Genomic DNA, 20,767 nt, shown 5'->3' with positions numbered 1-20,767 from the left:
ACATGAACAGATGAATGAGTCTTCATGTGTTCGTGGTGAGCGCACGGCCCGCTGTACGCGGTGGCCTATGTCGCCGTACGGTGGGCCGCGCGGCCTCCGACCTCGCGCTGGAGACGGCGGACGCGGTCGTCGTACGGGACGAGCTCGCGACCGTCCCTTCGGTCGTACGGCTGTCCCGGGCCGCCCGCCGGCTGGTCGTCCAGAACCTGATGATCGCGGGTACCTCCATGACCGGGCTCGTCCTGTGGGACCGGGCCGGCTCCCGTCCCAGGGCACGCGAGGGTGATGTCGGATTCTCGCCAGCCAGGACCCGGCCGGTGGCCGATGCTGGACGCATGCAGACGGGGATGTACACCGAGACCGAGCGCTGTGTGCGCGCCGTGCAGTCCAAGGACGCACGGTTCGACGGATGGTTCTTCACGGCGGTCCTGACGACCCGCATCTACTGCCGGCCGAGCTGTCCGGTCGTACCGCCCAAGCCCCAGAACATGACCTTCTACCCGAGCGCGGCGGCCTGCCAGCAGGCGGGTTTCCGGGCCTGCAAGCGGTGCCGGCCCGACACCAGTCCGGGCTCCCCGGAGTGGAACCAGCGCGCCGACCTCGTGGCCCGCGCGATGCGGCTGATCGCCGACGGCGTGGTCGACCGCGAGGGCGTGCCCGGCCTCGCCGCCCGGCTCGGCTACAGCGCCCGGCAGATCGAGCGCCAGCTGCTCGCCGAGCTCGGCGCGGGCCCGCTCGCCCTCGCCCGCGCCCAGCGCGCCCAGACGGCGAGGATCCTCATCGAGACGACCGCGCTCCCGATGGCGGACATCGCCTTCGCGGCCGGCTTCTCCGCGATCCGCACCTTCAACGACACCGTGCGTGAGGTCTTCGCGCTCTCGCCGAGCGACCTGCGCACCCGCGCCGCGAAGAAGTCCACGCCGGACACCCCCGGCTTCCTGTCCCTGCGCCTGCCGTTCCGCGTCCCCCTCAACCCCGACAACCTCTTCGGTCACCTCGCGGCCACCGCCGTCCCGGGGGTGGAGGAGTGGCGGGACGGCGCGTACCGCCGGACGCTGCGGCTGCCGTACGGACACGGCATCGTGGCCCTCACGCCCCAGCCCGACCACATCGCCTGCCGGTTGATGCTGAGCGACCTGCGCGACCTGACCGTCGCCATCAGCCGCTGCCGCCGCATGCTCGACCTGGACGCCGATCCCGTCGCGATCGACGGCCGGCTGCGCACGGACCCGCTCCTGGCACCCCTGGTGGACAAGGCGCCCGGCCGACGCGTCCCGCGCACGGTCGACGAGGCGGAGTTCGCCGTACGGGCCGTGCTGGGCCAGCAGGTCTCCACGGCGGCGGCCCGCACCCACGCGGCCCGCCTGGTCACGGCCCACGGCGAACCGGTCGACGACCCCGAGGGCGGCCTGACGCACCTCTTCCCGTCCCCCGAGGCACTGGCCGCGGTGGACCCCGCGTTACTCGCGATGCCCCGCACCCGTCGCACGACCTTCACTACCCTGGTCGGCGAACTGGCCGACGGAACCCTTCAGTTGGGCGTGGAGACCGACTGGACGGAGACCCGGACCCGCCTTCTCGGTCTGCCCGGCTTCGGCCCCTGGACGGTCGATGTCATCGCCATGCGCGCCCTCGGCGACCCGGACGCCTTCCTCCCCACGGACCTCGGAATCCGCCGCGCGGCCCAGGAGTTGGGCCTGCCCTCCACCCCGGCCGCGCTGACGGCCCGGGCGGCGGCCTGGCGGCCCTGGCGGGCCTACGCGGTCCAGTACCTGTGGGCGACCGACAGTCACCCGATCAACTTCCTTCCCGTATAAGGACGTCCAGTGAAACAGCACACCGTGATCGACAGCCCCTACGGCCCGCTGACCCTCGTCGCCGATGACGGCGTCCTGTGCGGCCTCTACATGACCGAGCAACGCCACCGCCCACCGCAGGAGACCTTCGGCGAGCCGGACGACGGCTGGTCCAAGGAGGCCGAGGACCAGCTGATGGCCTACTTCGAGGGCGAGTTGAAGGAGTTCACCCTGGAACTGTGCCTGCACGGAACGGCTTTCCAGCGCACGGTCTGGGAAGAACTCCGCCGGATCCCGCACGGCGAGACCCGCACCTACGGGGAACTCGCCGACGCCCTCGGCAACCCCAAGGCCTCCCGCGCGGTCGGCCTCGCCAACGGCAGGAACCCGATCGGCATCATCGTCCCCTGCCACCGCGTGGTCGGCGCGGACGGCAGCCTCACGGGCTACGGCGGCGGGGTGGAACGCAAGCAGCGGTTGCTGGACTTCGAGCGGGGAGCGGCGCTGTTCTGACCGGTCCCCGGTGATTCGCCGGGGACCGGGCGTGCCGAGCGACCCTCAGCCGCGCAGGTCCCGTCGGTACCGGATGCCGGCCTTGCCGCCGAGGTCGGCCGGGTCCGCCGGGCCGACCGGGGTGAAGCCCGCCTTGGCCAGCACCCTCTGGGACGCGACGTTCTCGTGGCTGGTGGCCGCGCACAGGGTGTCCAGCCCGTACCGGGTCGCCGCGAGACGGCACAGCTCGCGGACGGTCGCCGTCGCCACCCCGCGGCCGGTGGCGTGCTGCGCGACCCGGTAACCGAGGTCCGCGGTGCCGTTCTCGAGGTCGACGAGGTTGAACCTGCCGAGGACCGAACCGTCCTCGGCGACGAGCACGTGGAAGGCGCAGATGCCGGCCTCCTGCTCGACCAGCAAGGCGTTGAACCGGTCGGTGAACCGTTCGAAGAAGTCGTCGCCTCGGTCGGAGACGAAGGTGGCGAAGTACTCCCGGTTGGCCAACTCGAAGGCCAGGACCGCCGGGGCGTGTTCCGCGCGCAGCCGCAGGAGCTCGGGCACCGAGGGCCTCAGCCCGCGCTCAGGCCGCGGAGCAGCTCGGGCAGCGCCGTGCCGATCGGTTCGCGGATCACCTCGTCGGCCCGGTCGTCGTACGGTGTCGGGTCCGCGTTGACGATGACGAGCCGGGCGCCGTGGTCGACGGCGACACCCGCGAGGTCCGCCGCGGGCTGGACCTGGAGGGTGGTGCCCACGGCGACGAACACCTGGCAGGCCTTGGTGATCGCGACGGCCTCGCCGAGCACCACCGGGTCCAGGCGCTCGCCGAACATCACGGTCGCCGACTTCAGGATGCCGCCGCACTCCAGGCAGGACGGATCCGCCTCGCCGGCCTCGACGCGTTCGAGGGCGTCCTCCATCGGTCCGCGGGCATGGCACTTCGTGCACACCACCTGCCGTGCGGTGCCGTGCAGTTCGAGGACCTTGCGGGCGGGCATCCCGGCGAGCTGGTGCAGCCCGTCCACGTTCTGCGTGATCACCCGCACCGGCACCCCGGACTTCTCCAGCTCGGCCACCGCCACATGTGCGGCGTTGGGCTCGGCCTTCAGGGTCCGGTTCGCGCGCCGCATCTGCCACGAGCGGCGGCGGATCTCCGGATCGCTCATGTAGTAGTCGTACGTGACGAGCTTCTCGGCCTCGGGGTCCTTGCGCCACAGTCCGTTCGGACCGCGGTAGTCGGGGATCCCTGAGTCGGTCGAGATGCCGGCGCCGCTGAGGAGGGCGACGAGGGGCTTGGTCATGGTGCCGAGGGTAGGGCGGGTGATCCGGGTGCGGCGAGTGGATATTCCACCGCCTGGGCGCGAGCAACCGTGAACGCAGACAGCGTGCGGGATCAGCCCACCCGGCGCCCGTTCTCCAGTTCCACCGTCCCCGCCCCGTCCGCGAGCACGTCCAGCGCGGCCAGGACCCGGCGGCCGAGCCCGTCGGGCAGATACTCGGCCAGCTCCTCGTGCGGCACGAGCCGCCAGGACAGCAGCTCCTCCTCCTGGAGGCGGATCGCCTTGAGGTCGTCCTCGCCGAGGACACCGCCGTCGTACAGGTACGCCACCAGGGGCGGCCAGGTCGGCCGGTACACCCAGTCCACGGCGAGCAGCCGGCCGAGGTCGCGGTCGAGCCCGATCTCCTCGAGGGTCTCGCGGCGCGCGCCCTGCCGAGGGGTCTCGCCCTCGTCGGACTCGATCGTGCCGCCCGGAAGCGCCCAACCCTCACGGTAGTTGGGCTCGACGAGCAGGATCCGGCCCGAGGCGTCACGGAAGAGAGCGGCGGCACCGGCGAGGATCCGGGGCAGACCGGCGATGTACGTGGCGAAGTCAGGGGTGGTGGTCATCCTCGAAGGGTAACCAGCAACCGCTGCCGCCTTCGCCTGCTCAGCAGGTGGTCTCCGCCCCCGCCAACCGCACCGTCCGTTCGGCCAGTTCGCTGATGTGCACCCCGTCGAACCCGAACACCGCGCTGCGCACCCGGTCCTCCAGCGGCTCCTTCCACTGGCCCGGGATCGCGTCCGCCCCGGTGAGCACCCCGGCCACCGAACCGGCCGTGGCTCCGTTCGAGTCGGTGTCCAGACCGCCCCGGACGGTGAGCGTGATGGTGCGGGTGAAGTCGCCGTCGCCGTAGAGCAGTCCGGCGGTCAGGACGGCCGCGTTCGGGATGGTTTGGATCCAGCCGAGCCCGGCGGTCTCCTCCGAGACCGTCGTCAGGGTGTCCTCCCAGGTCATCCGGGTGTCGTGCAGGGACACCACCCGGTGTACCGTGCGCGCGAGGCGGCTGCTCGCGGGGATCACCGCGAGCGCCTGGTCCACGGCCTGCCGCACCGTGTCGACCGTGTACGCCGCCGAGATCAGCGCCGCCGCCCACATCGCCCCGTACACGCTAAAACCCCGTTCTTGGAGCTCGTCGGTCAGAACCCTGATTCGGGACCGCAGGAGGTCCTGCTGGCTCCGCCCGTGTCCACGCCCGCTCAAGCCGCTTGAATACGTGCTGCTGGACATCACCGGCAGCGCGGTGAGTTCCTCGGCGGCCAGCCGGGCACTGCGGGTGAGCGGGCCCTGGCGGACGAGCGCCGAGACGGGCATGGTTTGCCCAGCGCGACCGGCCCTGGTGCGGCAGGAACGGCGGAGATGGAACAGGCCGTCGGCGTGCACGCTCACTGGTCCTACCGTGACGCCGTTCCCGGGACCGCCTGCTGGCGCGCGGTCGGGCAGAGGACGAACTGGGCGGCCTGGAGGTGACCCGCAGCGCCTGCGACGAGTGGCTGTCCGACGGTGATCTTTCCATCGTGGTGGCGAGTCGAGAGCGGGAAAGTCGAGTCTGCTGCGCTTCGTGGTGTCCGACCTTCTGGGCGACGGGCCCCGTTCGGCAGCGCTGGCCGCGAAGTTCGGCTCGCATCTGCCGGTGTGGTTGCCGTTCTCGCTTCTTCGGTGAGTCTGCAGACGAACGTGTGCAGTGTCTGGGCGATGAGCACCCAGCGGGAATGCGGATGCCACTGGTGGACCTGGCGAACCAGCTCGTCGAGATCGCTTCCGTCGGTCGGGCCGCCGATGCGGGGGCCGGGCGGGCGCTGTCACGTTGGCTGGGTGGGTGGGATGATCGCCGGGTTGATCATGGTGGAGGGTGGCGTCCGTGGGGAGCGCGTTGCCGTCGCACAGGGGTCACAGGTACCCGGTCGCGGTGATCTCTCCAATTCGCTGCGCCGCCGCCGAAGTGGCATCTGGACGAGGTCTTCATCAAGATCGACGGCGAGCGGAAGTCCCTGGGGCAGGCCGTCGACCAGGACGGCATGGTGCTGGACATCCTCGTGCAGAACCGCCGGGACAAGGCTGCGGCCAGGCGCTTCTTCCGCCGGCTGCTCAAGACGGCGGGCGCGGTGCCGCGGGTAGTCGTCACGGACAAGCTCCGCTCTTACGGCGCCGCCCACCGTGAGGTCATGCCCTCGGTGGAGCACCGCTCCCACAAGGGCCTGAACAACCGGGCCGAGAACAGCCCCCAGGCAACGCGCACGCGCTATGAAAGGCTTCCGCAGTACCGGCGCTGCCCAGCGGTTCCTGTCCGCGTTCAGCGGCATCTCACCCCACTTCCGGCCCCGCCGCCACCTGATGACCGCTCCCGGTTACCGAGTCGAGATGACCATCCGCTTTGCGATCTGGGACCAGGTAACCGGCCGACCCTCAGCGGCCTGAGCAACAGGACCGGAGCCCAACTGAACCATGCCTCGACACACCGTCAGGCCCTACCCACCCAACAACGTGACAACGCCTCCCGACGGCATCACCGCAGCAGACTTCGCCTGAGGCGGCCACGGTCTGCGGAGTGACGAAGCTGCCCCTCGACGCAAGGGCGGCGCACCGCGAGGCGACATGCCACCCCATCCACAGGCCTTGACGATTACTCCCTGCTTGTGAGTATTCTGCGGGCCGAAGGACACGGCTGTCGTGAGCCGGGCGTGAGGTTGTGGGAATGCGGGAACCCACGAGGAGGCCTGTGGGTCTGACAGGTGAGAGCGCATCGCGACGTGAGGATGAACCGTGCCCTTCCCTGACATACTGAATCGCCTGGATTCGTGGCTGGAAGCCCACGCGCCAGACGAGTTCCGCACTCTTAACCCGCCCGCTACGGCGGCGCAGATCAGTAAAGTCGCCGAGAACCGGTTCGATCTCCATCCGGAGTTGGGGCTTTGGCTCGCCCGCCACAACGGGGTGTCGACCTGGACGCGGCCGGGAGGGCCGGGGGGATGGCTGCCTGGTGGCCACTATCCGCTGGACGCGGAGGGGATGCGGCTCGGGCAGCGGGACATGGAACAGGAAGTGGCCTGGAGTCTGGAGGACGAGAGCGAGGAGTCCGTCGTCGGGACGACCGCGCATGTCCGGTGGGTCCCGCTGGCCAGGACGCTGTCGGGGGTGGAGCTTGTCGTCGACCATAGGGAGGGGCCGACCCAAGGGGCGGTCCTGGAGATCGACCAGGATGCGGAGTTGTGGGGCGTCGTCCGCTGGAAGAGCGTGGCGGAGATGTTCGAGGAGACGGTCGTTTCCCTGGAGACGGGACATCCTGTGGTGACCGCACTGGGCAAGGAGATCCGGGCCGAGTACGTCCACGAGGACGACGGCACCTGGCAACTGGTCTGGCGCTGACACCGCGGAAAGGGGGGACCAGTCGTGCCGGTCCCCCCTTTCTGTCACGCCGGTGACATCACATCACGGCCGCACGATGCACACGTCCTGCGTGTTGCAGCCCTCGTATCCCGGTACCTCGATGTAGAACTCTCCTCCGTTCTGCACCCGCGCCTTGGTGTAGAAGCCCGACAGGCCAGGCCCGCGGCCCGCGTCTCCGTTCTGCTTGCCCGGCATCGAGGCCCGTCCGCAGATCTCGTTCCACGTGGGCGGGTCGTAGCGCTCGTCGTCGAAGAGCCGCCAGGTGCCGTCGTCCTGCTTCTCGGCGTACAGCTGGACGCAGATGCCCCCGTTGACGACCGGCGTGGGGACGCCGCCGCTCTCCCGGGTGGCCGCGAAGGGGAACTCGTCGCACTGCACGCCCTTGGTGTCCGGCGTGGCGTCCGGATGGGCCGTCCATTTGCCGACGCCGGTCTTGTTGCAGATCGTGTCACGGTTGTGGTCCTGCTGGACCTTGTCCATCAGGCGGTGCATCGGCTTGCCGTATTTCTTGCTGCCCGGATGGTCGGCCAGTTTCTCTCTCAGCACCCAGTAGTAGGCGGCCGCGGCCGGATACCGCTTGGTGTTGGTCTCGAAGGTCGGTATGTGCTTGCCGAACACACAGCCTGTCGAATTGGGCACGGTGACGGCGGCGTCGCAGGTGACCTGGTCCCAGAAGGTCCACTCCGGCTTGATGGCCTCGACCGCGCCGGAGGCTTCTGGCGAACTGGCCTTGAAGCTGAGGAACGTTCCCCGGTCGAAATCCTGCACCGTACCGGTCGTCGGGGTGGTCCAGGTGAACTTCTTGGTGGCCGACACCCAGTGCTTGTCCACGAGGGGAGCCCATGCGGTCACACCGTCCCAGGTCCCGACGTAGCTCTCGTCGCAGTCCGGTGTGCAGATCGCGTCCCAGTAGTCCAGCGAGACCGTGCCCAGCGCCGCGTCGATGGACAGCGGGCTCATGAACAGTCGCTCGCGGAACTCCTTCTTGTTCTCCACCACGAATTCCTCACGGACCAGGAAGGTGGCCGTGCCCACGGTTTTGCCGTCAGCCGTCCACCTGACCAGGACCGCCAGTTTGTGGCAGCCCTCACGGCGCGTGAGGGTGTAGCCGGCGACTGTGGGATCGTCGCACCAGGCCACCAAGGGGCCGTCGAGGTTCGCCGCCCGGGTGCGGGGCTGTTGCCAGGCATCGGCGCCGTACTTCTTGACGTCGTAGTCGAGCTTGATGCACTGGCGTACGCCGTCGCGGTCCGTGTTGTAGCACTGTTCCTTGTTCGCGGCGAGGCCGATCACGCCATCGGGGTTGGGCTGCTTCTGGCGGTCGGTGTCCTCGAACTCGGGGTCCGGGGCGTCGGGGTCGGCCTCCGGGATGACCATGTCGGGAACGAAGTCCCAGTTGCCGGGCTCGAACGCCACGGCGTCGAAGGCGATGTCCTCGTCCCCGGTACCGTCAGCGGTGAGGGTGGCGAGTCTGACCTCGGGCACGATGCCTTTGGTGCGGAAGATGCCCAGCTTCACCCAGCGGTTGCTGTTGCCGGGTTGGGAGACGGTCTTGCTGCGCCACCCGTTGCGGGTCTTGACCTCGTACTTGGCGAGCTTGGTCTGTGCGCCGTGGTCGGGCAGGTGGACCCAGACCCTGGCGTCCTTGTCGAGCTCCCGGTTCAGCTTCCAGTTGCCGGTGATCTTCAGCCTCTGGCCCTTGGCGTCGTTCTGCCGGGTGTGGCCGAAGTAGAAGTGCCCGCCGAACCCCGCGCCCAACTGGTGCAGGTCGACCTTGGCGGGATAGACGGTCTCCACCGCGTTGCTGGCAAAGTTGAAGGAGAAAGTGCCGGAGTTCGTCCAGGAGTTGCTGCAGCCGGGGCGGACGACGGGTGTGCCCGCAGGAACGTCATCGACGATGAGGGCACCGTCCGGCAGACCGCTTCTGGTGCAGACCGGCGGGTAGGCGGTGCCGTCGGCCTCCTCCGGCATGCTCTCGCCGAAGCGGATGAACTCAAAACCGCACGTGTCGACGCAGTCGCTCTTCCACGTGACCGGCTTGTTCCACCAGCACTTGAAGTCCTCACGGCCACAGGGGCCGCTGGTCGCGCTGTCGTTGGAGGCACCGTCGGATATCTTGCCCGGGGAGCAGAAGTTGGACGAGTCGCAGAAGGCGTCCTCGGGCGCCTTGACACGGGCACGGTTGTACTTGGCGCTGCCCTTTACGGTGACGCCTTCGTTGGTGCCGTTCCAGGTGGACTGACGGAAGGCCGGAACCATCACACCCGGGGATTCCAGGAAGGACGGCGGGTGGGCGGCGAAGCCGAGGACCTTTTCCTGATAGGGCCAGTTCTGCGGGCGGGCGGCGGCGCTGGCGTCGTCGTTGCCTGCCGAGTTCTCCATGAACGGCAGCCGTCCGGCGTCCCATTCGGGATTGGCCGGGTTGTTGGCCCAGCCCAGGCCCCACGGCGCGGCAGCGTCCTTGGGGTGGAAGCCGGAGTTGTAGGCCCACAGCGCGAAGTACCAGTTCTCGGGGCGGCCGTTGGCACCGTGGTTGGCGATCAGGCCCGCGGCACGGGTCTCGTTCCACTTGGACACGAGGGTCTGCAGACCCGCGGCGATGTTTGCCGTGTAGTCCAGCGCCGCGGCCCGCTGCTTCTGGTAGGGCCAGGCCTCGCCGCCGTGCCCGTCCTCTCGGCCGGCCATCCGCATGTGGTCGGTGATCTGCGTGATGCCGTAACCGCAGTCCGCCTTGGCGAAGTTGACGTCCCAGTCATTGGCCGAGTCGCCGTCATAGAGGTCGATGCCGTAGTAGTTGCCGATCAGCGGGCTGGCGGTGACACCGGGCACGGCCGAGCGGGCGGCCTGCCACATGTTGGACTCCTGGGTGGTCACACCGAGCATGACCTGCGCGATGGCGCGGCCACCGCCACTCAGCGCCGGGTTCAGGAAGAGGGTCTGCGGCTGGTAGGCCGGCATGCCGAGGTTCTTCCAGTTGGCCGGCCGCGAGATGTGGGTGTTCAGCAGCCCCTTGACCGCCATGTCGACGGCCCATTCCACCTGGCGCGGCTTGGGCTGCATGGCCTGGTTGCGCGGGTCGTTGCGCGGAACGGAGCATGTGCGCTCCTCTTCCACCGGGTTGCTGGGGTCACCGGCGGCCGCCACGGGCGCGGCGCTCGGGTGGGTGCCCGCGGCCCCGGTGAGCAGGCCAGGGGAAGCATCGCGACCCTGGCGTGCGTACGTGGATACGCGCTTGCCCGGATCGGCGGTGAAGGAGACCGTGCGCCCCGAGCCCAGCGCGGTCATGGACATCCGTACGGGGCGGGCCGTCGCGGCCTCCCCCGGCAGCAGGAGGCTGCCCTTGCCGTCGGCCGAGGTCGTATGGGTCACGAAGGCCTCGCCGCGGCTGGAGACGGTGACGTCCTTGGCCGCCCCCGAAAGGCGCCGTACCGCGGCGGGAAAGTGCTTCGCCACCGGCGTCGTCCGGCCGGTCACATACACGCTCCCGGCGCTGCGCGTCAGTCCGGTCTCGGCCGCAAGGCCCCGGGCCAGCACTGCGGCGCGCGCGGTCCGCGTGTTCGGGCGGCTGAGCGCGGTGGCGCTGACGCGCTTGACCGTCGAGGTCTGCCCGCGCTTGTCCAAGAAGGTGAGGCCGCCCGAGCTGTCGGGGGTGAGCCGGTAGGGCACGCCGTCCGTGCGGACGACGGCCGTGCGGGTGCCTCGGGCGTCGATGTGGACGACCTCAGCTCCGAAGGCCGCGGCGATGAGGCCGTCGGCGGCCGGGACGGCCGAGGTGACCTGTCCCTTGAGCTTGATGGGTTTGCTCAGCTTGCCCGTTGACGTGTTCAGCTTGAACAGCCGGGTACCGGGCAGGTCCTCACCGCCCGACTGGGTCAAGACAGCCGTCTCCCCCGTCCCGCAACCCGGGTTGTAGTACGACAATGACGCCTTGACGTCCAGCTTCGTCACCCGACCGGACACGAGGTCAACGACCGCCGTGAAGGCCCCCCTGGCCATCAGTTGCGGTTTGTTGGTGAAGGTGCGCGGCGCGTAGACCACGACCGCCCGCCTGCCCGAGCCGGTCACACAGGCGTTGCCGATCCACGCATCCGCCTCCAGACCCGGTTCGGACAACGAGGCCGTACTGCGCCACGTGTAGCCGTCCTTCTTGCGGGCCGTGAGGAGGTGGAAGCCCTCCGCGTCACTCGACGTCGTCCACGCCAGGTCGCTCGACTTCTGCCAGGACCTTCCCAGGACCAGGGCCCGCTTCGCCGGCGGCACCGCATCGGACGGCGCCTTGGCCTGAGTCTTCACCGTGGTGTCTGCCGCTTCGGGCTCCTCAGCCCGGGCGGTCGCGGGGACCATTCCCGCAAGCACCGTACCCGCTGCCATCGCGGCTAGTGGCGCGAGCACTCGTCTGCGTAATCTCAACGCTTCTCCTTCAGTGGTTCCTCGCGCTGTGATGCGCGGTCTGTCCCGCCGCAGAGGTCGATTGACCGGGGCGGGAATGCGAGTGGGAAGGGCTCGTGGGCACGGGCCGCGCAATCGCACACGCCCGATGCAACGAAGAGGGAGAGAAGGGCGGTCATGCATGTGAGAGGCGCGCCGGACAGCACACGCATCGGTCAGCAGCACCGTGCTCAACCCAATCCCGGAGGTGCGTTCCAGGCGGACAACCAGCGTTACTTCAGCAAGAGCGAAGGCTGCGAAAACGCCAGATGCGACGCTGCGGTTCTGCGCGGTGCACAGCTCTTCGGTGCTGTGCCACTGAGACGCACGGATCCCCCTCACATCGGCGGTTCACGGCAGGCAGGGACACACCGCCGTACATCAAGCCAATTCCCGCTGCCAGCCGCTCATTTCGCCGACGGTACGAAGGATGGTCTGGTCCACTCCGCCGGACGCTGGGCCACTGTAAATGCCACGTGAACATGCCACATAGAGCTCGATGCGGACATGGCGGAAAGTGATCCACTGCACCGCCACGCGAAGCCGCCGCTCTACGGTCCGCCGAAAATCGTGTCACCTGTGAGGTTCCTGTGACCGCAGAGATGCGGCAGAAGGTTGGCGCTTTGATCGGATTGGCCGATCCCCGCTCCTCGCGTGGCAGCGCGCCACGTCGGGGCCGGGTCAGGAATGTCCTACCGGTGCGGTTTATGGCGCGCTTGACCTGGTCCGGGATCGGTGTCGCGCACGAGGCGGCCGGGTGGCGGGACGTGGTCGGCCGCGCATGCGCACGCGATGCTCCGGCGCCGTGGACGGTCATCCAGGAAACTGATCGTCATGGACGAGGTCAAGGTCGTCGTCGCCTCATTTCGCGCGCCACCCTGCGCGTCGGCGACGTGCCCTTGAAGGTGGACGTCGATCAGGCGCGCATCGGCGTCGAAGTCCAGGCGATGGCCCTGCGCCGGTCCGCCCCCGAAGGTCCTGGTGCGCAGGCCGCCTGTGTTCGTGATCGCCGCGGTCCCGGGGCCGGCGCTCGGCCGCCTCGGCGAGCCGTCGACCGCGTCTCCGGCGAGGCGGGCCGCAGCGGTTGCCGCCATCGGGACGTTGCACGACGTGCCGCTGCCGCCCCCGCCGGGGCCTCGGCGAGCCGGCGGCGGATCTCGACGGCGAGTGCGAGTGGCTTGTGCCCAACGGCGCGCTGCCCGCCGACCTGGTCACCCGTAACCGCCAGGTCGCCGAGGCCCCTCGCCGGCCGTGGACTCCGGTGTTGAGGCACGGCGAGGTACAGATCGCTCACGTGTGCGTCGACGGTGACGAGACGGTGGGCGTCATCGACTGGTCCGACGGGCCAGGGAGATGCTCTATTCGACCTCGCTCCTTTGACGCTCGGACACGAGGAGCACCTCCTCGACGTCGTCACCTGCTAGTGATCCGTTCAGAGATTCGTCGGCAGTAGGCGGCGACCTTGTCGAGGATCTCGTCGGCTGTCTTCGTCCAGGTGAAAGGTCTGGGCTGTTCGTTCCAGTCGGCGAGCCAGGATCGGATGTCGCGTTCGAGGGCCTGGACGGAGCGGTGGACGCCGCGCTTGAGTTTCTTCTGCGTGAGCTCGGCGACCCATCGCTCCACCAGGTTCAGCCAGGGCGCGCTGGTCGGGGTGAAGTGCAGGTGGAACCGCGGGTGAGCCAGCAGCCACTTCTTGATGTCGGGTGTCTTGTGGGTCACATAGTTGTCGAGGATCAGGTGGACCTGAAGGCCCCGGGAGGCCGTTTCCTGGGGGAAGTCATGGTCAATGTTCCTCTCATGCGTCCCCCTCTGACCTCTATCAGCTTCCTCCGCACCTTCGGGAAGCCTCAAGGGCGCGGGGACCGGCCCGTGGCGGGGTGCGGACCGTCACGGCTGCCGATGGGCCCACTTTCGGTCATCTCGCTTGAATCCGAACTCCGCCCACCATCGGTTCTTCACCTAAAGACTGCAGCTACCGCACGGAATCTTGGTGATCGGATGACCGGAGTGAAGTGTTGCTGTTTCACGCCACCTTGTTGATCTTCTCTTGCATATCTCAGTACTCGCCTGTCTACAGTGACCCCGCTCGTCCTCGAACGCGGCTGACCACCGCTCGAACAAGGGGGCGTGTATCGGAACGGCGACGGGGGGAGCCGCTTTGCGTCATCATGTCGACGCTCCCTGCCGAAAACGGAGGGATGCTGATGGCCGACCAGATGGTGTTGCAGGGGTAGAAGTTCGTCAACGCGACGTACGGCAGCTGGACCAGTCCTTCGTGAAACTGCCGGTCACCGGCCTAGGGGACTTCTCCACGTGGGCCTCTTTCTGGTCTCGTTCGGTGACCAGTCGCCCACGGGCGACGACCTACGCGGTCAGTGCTGGCGCCCGCTGAGATTCCGGCCGAAGCGCATAGTGCTCGCCGACGTAATAGGGCTGCCCCAGCATCGTCGTGTTGCCCGTTCACCAGTGAAGGGCCCAATGGCAAGCGGGGCTCGACGTACGTCCACCACTGACCCTTTGCCACGCTGAGGCCATGAAAAGAATCCTTCCCGCATTCCTGTTGACCATCGCGGTTTTGCTGTCGGGATGCAGCACGGAGACGACGCCGAAGAGCGGCCCGCCGACCACCAGCGCGTCCCCGTCCGGTAGCGACAGAGATCTGGCGGCACGCTATCGCCGGGCCGGCGGAGACCCGGACGTGTCCGGCATCAAGCACACGAAGAACCGGGATGGCCTGCTGACCCTCACTGTATGGACCCGCAAGAAGTCCGGCTACGGGAGCGGCTTCGACAAGTTCGACGAGACGTTGACGTCCTTCCTGACCGGGACGGGCGTCAGCCTCCTTCAGGGCTACGTGCTCAACGTGTACGGCCCTGACGGGACCAGATTGCACCATTACGACACCACCAGGGAGAACTCCTCTTGAGACCGAGACTCTTTACGTCCACCCTCTTAGTCGCAGCATCTGCTGGAGCCCTTCTGCTGGGTACTGCCCCGCTGGCACACGCGGAGGGACCCACTGTGGAGCCGTCGGCCACGGCAACTGAGGATCCGACTGCAGAGCCGACTGCAGAGCCGACCGGGGAGCCGACCGCAGACCCGGTGAACCCGGTGATCGCCGACTATGACGGGAAGAAGATCAACCTCGCCGAGTCATGGGAAGGTGCCAGTATCTGTACGGAACTTCCCAACGGCGAAGTCCACTGCTACGACTCCAACGAGGAATCCCTGGCGGACCCAGAACTTCCGGCCCAGGTCCGTAAGGCAAGCCTCAGAGCCACCACCGATCTGGCCTCTGACCCGCACGACAAATGTGCCGCCGACTACTGGTGCCTCTTTCAGGACGCCAACTACGGTGGCAGGCGCCTGCAGTTCTCGAGCAGCGGCAAGAAGAACCTCGGCGACTACGGATTCCGCGACAAGCTAAGCTCGGTCTTCTACTGGGTCGGCCGCTGGTCGATCAACTTCGGAACTGCGACCATCTGGGACTCGCGGTCCTGGCCGCTGCACGACCGGGAGCGTGAACTCGTCCCGCCGCACGGCTGGGCGAACTTCAAGAACATGGACTACCCAGGTGGCGGCAACTGGAACGACAAGGTCGACGTCTTCCAGGTCGAGCGTGCCTGACACGGGGGCAAGGAGCATGAACACACCGCACTGAGCCTCTTTCATCCTGGGTTGCAGGGGTGAAGCGGGCTGGTCAGCGAGATGTGTGACGTGGCAGAGACCCTCGTCGTCGGCGTGGTGATCTCACTCATCACACAGGCGACCGAGGGGCTATGTTGCAGACCCACAGGACCGGGTCCTGGGTGCAGGCACTCAGAGGGCGTTTGATCTAGGAGATGGCTCTGCCACTGGCCGGTCCGACGACGGCGACACGTTGCGCCGGGCCCGCGAGACCCAGCTGCGCAGCGTCCCGGGATGGATACCCAGATCCTCGACCACCTCCGGAATCGGCTTCCCGGACTCCGTCATGATCCGCACCGCCCAGTCATGGAACTCGGCGTCGTAGATGCGCCTCCCGGATGCCACGACCCCCAACTATCCCTCCGGTCATGCTCTCCACCGGAGGGGAGGTGCACACGAGCGACTCGCGCGCAGTGTGTACTGACGGCAGGCTCGTGCTCCGTATCACGCCCGCCGAGACGGCCCGAGCGTGAATCTGTCAGAGGCTGTAAGAAATCCGGCCCGGCCGTACATCTCCCGGTTGACGGCCGTTGATGGATGGTCCATGGAGGTGCTGTGAGACGACGACGAACAACCGCCGGGGAGTACGGTGACCCGGCCGGACACCGGGCCCTTGAGGCGCTCTATACGGCTCATGCTGATCGGGTCCTGGCGTACCTGCTGCACCGTACGGACCGGGAGACAGCTCAGGACATCCTGTCGGAGACCTTCGTGCTGGCCTGGCGTAAGTCCGGGTCCGTACCCGACGATGCCCTGCCGTGGCTGCTCGCCTCGGCCCGGCGGCTGCTCGCCAACCGCGTGCGGTCCGACCAGCGGCACCGCGCACTGACGGAGCACTTGGCGGTGATGGCCGACCGGACGGGGGCCGCGGAGATCGCGGACACGATAGGGACGCGTGCCGAGGTGGCCGCCGCGCTGTCGGCGCTTTCCGAACAGGACCGGGAGGTACTCGTGCTGAGCGCCTGGTACGGCCTGACGGCCAAGCAGGCGGCCGTAGTCGCGGGCTGCACGGCCACTGCCTTCGCTGTGCGTCTGCACCGGGCGCGCAAACGGTTCAGGGCAGCGCTGCTCCGTGCAGGCCATGCACGGCCGGTCCATAACGCGATTTCCCACCCCCACTTCATCCAACGGGAGTCAGCATGAAGCAGAGCGTCACCAAGCGCATCCAGGCGGCCGACCTCGCCGCCGTCCGCGCTCTGCGGCCCACCGGCGACGGCACCGAAGGCTGGGCGGCGTCGGAAGACGGCCAGGCCGCCCTGCGGGGGATCCTGCTGCGCACCGGGCAGCCGCGTGCCACGGCCGGTTCCGGGAGACGTCGGCACATGTTCATGCTGGGTGCGGTCACGGCCGCACTCCTCGGGGGCGCCACCACGGCTGCCGTAGCCACATTCGGGCCATGGGACGAGGACGGGCGCAATGTCATGTGCGCTCGCACGCTGTCACCCGAGGCGGACCTGAGCCAGCTGCCGGTCAAAGCCATGAAGGACTTCGATCCGCAGGACGCGGCGCGTTCCTGCGCGGCATCCTGGGATCGGATGTGGAATCAGCCTGCCCAGGACACAAGGCCACGGACTCCCAAGCCAACCCGGTTCGCGGCCTGCTTCTTCCCCAACGCGCAGCCTGACAGCGGCGAATCCTCGGCCCCCGACGACGAGGGGGCACTCGGCGGGCCGGTGGTCTACCCGGCGGACGGCTACCCCACAAAGAAGGCAGCCTGCGCAGCCATCGGCTCCAAGCCCGTGGCAGGCGGTTGAGACCGACTGGAGACGGCTGGCCCAGGTTGTTTCGAATCAGCCCGGGAGCCTCCTGGGCATACAGGAATCGTGCTTTCCGTCACTGGGCGTTTTCAGAGTGGCCACCGGTCGGGTGACGGGGCGGCCTCCCGTAAGGCACGAGGCTCCTCTGCCGTTGAGAGAGGTGTTCCACGTCTCAACTCAATCGGCGCAGGAGCCTCGTTGGTCTCCTATCCTGACGCAATCGACCTCCCGCTGGTTAAGGGCTTGGCGGCGGAGTGTTCCCGGACCTCAAAGGTGCTGGTGCCTGAGGAACGGAGCAACGACGGTGACGGAACGTCACAAGCAGATCTGGGTCGACACCGACGCCGACAAGGCCCATCGCTGGGCGTTCGGAGTCAACGCGGGCGGAGAGAAGGTGCTCCCCAGGAATCTCGTCAACTGTGAGGACGACATCCTGGCCTGAGCGTGGCGGCGTGCGAGGCGGCCTACGAGGTGCGGTGGGCGGTGGACATCTGCGGCTGGCCCTCAACAAGATCCGCGTGCCGGGATCCAGACAACCTGATCAGGATGCTCCCTGACGAGATCCCTCCGCTTTTTCACCCGCAGGCCTGCAAGTGCTTACCGCGTTGCGCAAGGTGCGGATTCCGCTTAACGCTGTCGGGTGCACCCGATTCTGGTCAGGGACGCCTTCAGGGGTGCCTGTTTCGTAACGGCTGCAACTACTGTGACCCGAGCGGCGGGCAGGAAGCCCTAGCCCATTACACGCATAGAGCTCACGGGCTGCAGGCAGGCAGCCTCGTGCGCGGCACTCAATCTGGGGGGATTGTGTCTTGGGGGAACACAGGGGGTTGGAAAGCTGCCGCGCTCCCCTGCAGTCGTCTGCAGGATTTCCCTGCGGGCGATACACCGACACCGACGAGTTGTACACGCTCGTCGGAAGCCCGACCTCGCTCTGCCACCACGGGCTGCAAGACCTTCACGAAGCCGTCCTCGCCACGGTCCAAGCCGGAGGCGGCGCTGAGACCCCCGACATCTGCCGATGAAGCCGAGAACCTTCTAACCGGGCTTACGAGAAGGGGCGGGCCGCCCCATCTGCACACGGCGATCCGCGACCGTACCGAGTGAACTCGCCCTGGGTGAGGGACATCTGGTCTGACGACGCTCAGTCGTCTTCCACGTCGGGCATCAGCACGCGTCGTATCCTGCCCGATCGTCGAAGTCGTTGGCATCGCCAACACCACCCCGGTCGCAGTATTGGAACAAACCGTCGGCATCGGGCAGCGCAAGGCAGTCGGGACCCGGGGCTGGCACATCGCTGCGCAGCTCCTCACCTACTGATCTTTTCGTAAGTTCGGTGGGTGTGGTGGGCGGATGGTCAGGCCGGTATGGGCGAGGAATGACCATGGCAGTCGGGGGTTGGCGTTGATGCGGTGGATGCCTTGCTCGGTGGCGTCGGCGACATCGGCGAGGCGGTCGCCGGCGAGGTTGGCGAGTTCACGTTTCTTGAGCGAGGACCACAGGAGTTCCACCGGGTTCAGTTCGGGAGCGTAGGCGGGTAATCGTTCCAGGGTGAGCCAGTCCTGTTCGGCGACCCAGGCCCGCATCGCCCGGCTCCAGTGGGCGGACAGGCCGTCCCAGACCAGGACCACTCGCTCGCCGCGGTAGAACACCTTCATCTGCTCCAGGACCTCGATGAGTCCGGCGGTGTCGTAGCTGCCGGGCTTGAGGTGGAAGCACAGGCGGGCCCCGCGATCGGGGTCGGTGGAGTGGTAGCCCAAGGCCCCCGCCATCGACGCGCGCTTCCAGTTCAGGCGGTGCCGCAGGAGCGGAGTCCGCCCACGGGGCGAGTAGGTGCGGCGGATCTGAGGGAGCAGGAAGACGCCTGATTCGTCGAGGAAGACGATCCAGGCACGTGTGTTCACGGCCCCTTTTTGATGCGCGGCCACTCGTGCGCGATCCAGCGGGCGATCTCCGAATCGTCCCGCTCGACAGCCCTCCGCTCGGGCCGTTGCAGGCTCCATCCGAGCCGGCCGGTCAGCAGCCGCCACACCGATGCCCTCGACAACACCACCCCCGTTGCCCGGGTGACGACCGCGCCGACTCGTTCCAGGGTCCACAGGTCGGCCTCGAAACCATGAGCCTGGGCGCCTTGCTCCAACGCGGCCCGGACCATCTCGACTTGGGCGTCGTCCAGCTTGGGTGGGCGTCCGGTAGCTGCCCGTCGCCGCAGGGCCGAAGCACCGCCTTGCTCCCACACCCGCCGCCAACGCCGCACGCTCTCGGCACACACCCCTACCGCCCTCGCGATGTCCGCATTCGAAACGCTGTCCTCGAACAACTCGACTGCCCGAACACGACGTGCCTCCGCCAACTGAGGCCGTGACAAAGGAGGAAGGGAGGAGCCGGCAACCGAAGGGGAAGGTTGATAAGCCACCCAGACAGCCTCCCACCCACACAGCCACCACACCCACCGAACTTACGAAAAGATCAGTAGTACTGCAACGGTCTTTGCCGTGACTGCTGGCCAATTCGGTCGTTGGTGTGGTTATGGGTGGGGACCTTGCTGATGTCAGGCTGTGGGCGGGTGAACTGGACGCTCTGCATGAGCGGTTCGTGCACAGGTTCAACCGGGAGGAGCCACGTCAGTCGGCGCTGGCTTACATGCGGGGCCTGGTCGCTCCGCTGCAGCGCAAGAACGGCTGGACGCTGGCGGAGGAGGCCGGACACGCCGGTCCCGATCGCATCCACCGACTGCTGAACCGGATCGAGTGGGACGCCGACGAGGTCCTGAACGACGTACGCGACTACGTCGTGGAACACCTCGGAGACCGGGATGCCGTCCTGATCGTCGACGACACCGGCTTTCTCAAGAAGGGCATCCGCTCGGCCGGTGTGCAAAGGCAGTACTCCGGAACCGCCGGCCGCACCGAGAACAGCCAGATCGGTGTGTTCCTCGCCTACGCCACCGGCCGCGGACGCACGTTGATAGACCGCCGTCTGTATCTGCCCACGTCCTGGACGGACGACCGGGACCGCTGCCGGCGGGCCGGCATCGACGACCACGTCGCCTTCGAGACGAAGGTGGCCATGGCCAAGGCGATGGTCCGCCGGGCCATCACCGACCGGATCCCTTTCGGATGGGTGACGGCGGACGCCGCCTACGGCTACAGCAAGGGCTGGCGCTTCGAGCTCGAGCAGGCGGACGTCTTCCACGTCATGGCCACCACCCGGCACGACACCGTCGTCACCCGCTGGTCCATCGACCACCCCGTCCACGACCTGTTCCCCGGCCTGCCCCGGCAGAAATGGAAACGCCGTTCCTGCGGCGAGGGAGCCCATGGCCGGCGGATCTACGACTGGGCCCGCGTCGAAGTGAGGCCCTGGCACCGCGAGGACCGCCGGCACTGGGTCCTCGCCCGCCGCAGCGTGAGCAGGCCCGAGGAGATCTCCTACTACATCGCCTACTGTCCCGCCGACACCACCCTGGACGAGCTGATCCGCATCGCGGGCAGCCGCTGGGCCGTCGAGGAATGCTTCCAGACCGCCAAGCAGGAGTGCGGCCTGGACGACTACCAGGTCCGCCGCTACCCCGGCTGGCACCGTCACATGACCCTGGCCATGGCCACCCACGCCTGCCTGACCGTCCTGCGAGCCCGACAGCTGGACACCGACAAAGCAGAAACGGATCCTCCCAGCTCATCCATCTCAGCCTCGCCGAGATCAGACGTCTGATCACCCGCCTCACCGACCGTCGTCCCACCCCGGCCGACCACATCCTGCACTGGTCAACCTGGCGACGACGACGCCAGCACCAAGCCCGCATCAGCCACTACAAACGACGCGGACACAGCCCCTGAACTGCCCAGCACTCAGAACAAGCACCGTTGCAGTACTAGTCCGCGTCCCTGGGCACGCTGGGCACACT

16 protein-coding genes and 4 pseudogenes are annotated in these 20,767 nt (G+C 67.9%); 11 read left to right on the top strand and 9 right to left on the bottom strand.

Going from position 1 to position 20,767, the window contains the following annotated elements; genetic code table 11:
* Positions 1–335: 335 nt before the first annotated feature.
* The gene (locus OG841_RS09575; RefSeq protein ID WP_365119053.1) at positions 336–1,817 is read left to right on the top strand and encodes an AlkA N-terminal domain-containing protein; all 1,482 of its coding nucleotides are present in this window, start codon (positions 336–338) and stop codon (positions 1,815–1,817) included.
* Between the two features lie 9 nt (positions 1,818–1,826).
* Positions 1,827–2,309 carry a methylated-DNA--[protein]-cysteine S-methyltransferase gene (locus OG841_RS09570; RefSeq protein WP_328641825.1) on the top strand — a complete coding sequence of 161 codons (483 nt, stop codon included), beginning with the start codon at positions 1,827–1,829 and terminating at the stop codon, positions 2,307–2,309.
* A gap of 45 nt (positions 2,310–2,354) precedes the next feature.
* Here OG841_RS09570 and OG841_RS09565 read toward each other — a convergent pair whose 3' ends face one another.
* From OG841_RS09565 to OG841_RS09550, 4 genes and pseudogenes are all read right to left on the bottom strand, one after another.
* On the bottom strand, positions 2,355–2,849 hold the full coding sequence (locus OG841_RS09565) for a GNAT family N-acetyltransferase (RefSeq protein WP_328641826.1): 495 nt from the start codon (positions 2,847–2,849) through the stop codon (positions 2,355–2,357).
* Between the two features lie 8 nt (positions 2,850–2,857).
* Entirely contained in the window at positions 2,858–3,586 is a 729-nt protein-coding gene (locus tag OG841_RS09560) for an SIR2 family NAD-dependent protein deacylase (RefSeq protein WP_328641827.1), read from the bottom strand.
* Between the two features lie 92 nt (positions 3,587–3,678).
* Complete coding sequence (locus OG841_RS09555; RefSeq protein WP_328641828.1) at positions 3,679–4,173, bottom strand: NUDIX hydrolase; 495 nt, start codon at positions 4,171–4,173, stop codon at positions 3,679–3,681.
* Positions 4,174–4,213: 40 nt separating this feature from the next.
* Positions 4,214–4,723 (bottom strand): annotated as a pseudogene (locus OG841_RS09550) (ADP-ribosylglycohydrolase family protein); the annotation flags it as partial.
* A gap of 812 nt (positions 4,724–5,535) precedes the next feature.
* Here OG841_RS09550 and OG841_RS09545 point away from each other — a divergent pair.
* Positions 5,536–6,022 (top strand): annotated as a pseudogene (locus OG841_RS09545) (IS6 family transposase); the annotation flags it as partial.
* Between the two features lie 486 nt (positions 6,023–6,508).
* Positions 6,509–6,970 carry a hypothetical protein gene (locus tag OG841_RS09540; RefSeq protein WP_328641830.1) on the top strand — a complete coding sequence of 154 codons (462 nt, stop codon included), beginning with the start codon at positions 6,509–6,511 and terminating at the stop codon, positions 6,968–6,970.
* Positions 6,971–7,033: 63 nt separating this feature from the next.
* On the opposite strand, the gene OG841_RS09535 is transcribed toward OG841_RS09540, so the two are convergent.
* The gene (locus OG841_RS09535) at positions 7,034–11,335 is read right to left on the bottom strand and encodes a hypothetical protein (RefSeq protein WP_365118939.1); all 4,302 of its coding nucleotides are present in this window, start codon (positions 11,333–11,335) and stop codon (positions 7,034–7,036) included.
* 918 nt (positions 11,336–12,253) lie between these two features.
* Between OG841_RS09535 and OG841_RS09530 the strand changes: the two are divergent.
* Positions 12,254–12,834: pseudogene (locus tag OG841_RS09530) on the top strand (phosphotransferase); the annotation flags it as partial.
* Here the strand turns inward: OG841_RS09530 and OG841_RS09525 are convergent.
* Positions 12,833–13,213, bottom strand: a pseudogene (locus OG841_RS09525) (transposase); the annotation flags it as partial. The pseudogenes OG841_RS09530 and OG841_RS09525 sit on opposite strands and share 2 nt — an antisense overlap.
* A gap of 739 nt (positions 13,214–13,952) precedes the next feature.
* Here OG841_RS09525 and OG841_RS09520 point away from each other — a divergent pair.
* Both OG841_RS09520 and OG841_RS09515 read left to right on the top strand, forming a co-directional pair.
* Positions 13,953–14,345 (top strand): hypothetical protein, encoded by a 393-nt coding sequence (locus OG841_RS09520; RefSeq protein ID WP_328641832.1) that lies wholly within the window; start codon positions 13,953–13,955, stop codon positions 14,343–14,345.
* A 185-nt stretch (positions 14,346–14,530) separates the two neighbouring features.
* Complete coding sequence (locus tag OG841_RS09515; protein WP_328641833.1) at positions 14,531–15,046, top strand: peptidase inhibitor family I36 protein; 516 nt, start codon at positions 14,531–14,533, stop codon at positions 15,044–15,046.
* A gap of 192 nt (positions 15,047–15,238) precedes the next feature.
* Here the strand turns inward: OG841_RS09515 and OG841_RS09510 are convergent, their stop codons facing one another.
* A complete protein-coding gene (locus OG841_RS09510; protein ID WP_365118935.1) occupies positions 15,239–15,451 on the bottom strand; it encodes a transposase in 213 nt (70 codons plus the stop codon).
* 210 nt (positions 15,452–15,661) lie between these two features.
* Between OG841_RS09510 and OG841_RS09505 the strand changes: the two genes are divergently transcribed.
* The 3 genes from OG841_RS09505 (at position 15,662) to OG841_RS09495 (ending at position 17,305) form a co-directional block, all read left to right on the top strand.
* A complete protein-coding gene (locus tag OG841_RS09505; protein WP_328641834.1) occupies positions 15,662–16,249 on the top strand; it encodes an RNA polymerase sigma factor in 588 nt (195 codons plus the stop codon).
* Complete coding sequence (locus OG841_RS09500) at positions 16,246–16,860, top strand: hypothetical protein (RefSeq protein WP_328641835.1); 615 nt, start codon at positions 16,246–16,248, stop codon at positions 16,858–16,860. The genes OG841_RS09505 and OG841_RS09500 overlap by 4 nt, the downstream gene beginning before the upstream one ends.
* A gap of 307 nt (positions 16,861–17,167) precedes the next feature.
* Entirely contained in the window at positions 17,168–17,305 is a 138-nt protein-coding gene (locus OG841_RS09495) for a hypothetical protein (RefSeq protein ID WP_328641836.1), read from the top strand.
* Positions 17,306–18,173: 868 nt separating this feature from the next.
* On the opposite strand, the gene OG841_RS09490 is transcribed toward OG841_RS09495, so the two are convergent.
* Both OG841_RS09490 and OG841_RS09485 read right to left on the bottom strand, forming a co-directional pair.
* Complete coding sequence (locus OG841_RS09490) at positions 18,174–18,764, bottom strand: transposase (protein ID WP_328641837.1); 591 nt, start codon at positions 18,762–18,764, stop codon at positions 18,174–18,176.
* The gene (locus OG841_RS09485; RefSeq protein WP_371564454.1) at positions 18,761–19,276 is read right to left on the bottom strand and encodes a winged helix-turn-helix domain-containing protein; all 516 of its coding nucleotides are present in this window, start codon (positions 19,274–19,276) and stop codon (positions 18,761–18,763) included. Before OG841_RS09485 ends, OG841_RS09490 begins: the two co-directional genes overlap by 4 nt.
* Positions 19,277–19,389: 113 nt before the next feature.
* Between OG841_RS09485 and OG841_RS09480 the strand changes: the two genes are divergently transcribed.
* Positions 19,390–20,574 carry an IS701 family transposase gene (locus OG841_RS09480; protein WP_328635955.1) on the top strand — a complete coding sequence of 395 codons (1,185 nt, stop codon included), beginning with the start codon at positions 19,390–19,392 and terminating at the stop codon, positions 20,572–20,574.
* Positions 20,575–20,767: the final 193 nt, after the last annotated feature.

Origin of the sequence: Streptomyces canus (genome assembly GCF_041435015.1) — a bacterium.
GTDB classification, from domain to species: domain Bacteria; phylum Actinomycetota; class Actinomycetes; order Streptomycetales; family Streptomycetaceae; genus Streptomyces; species Streptomyces canus_G.
This window is presented reverse-complemented; position numbering and strand designations above follow the sequence as displayed.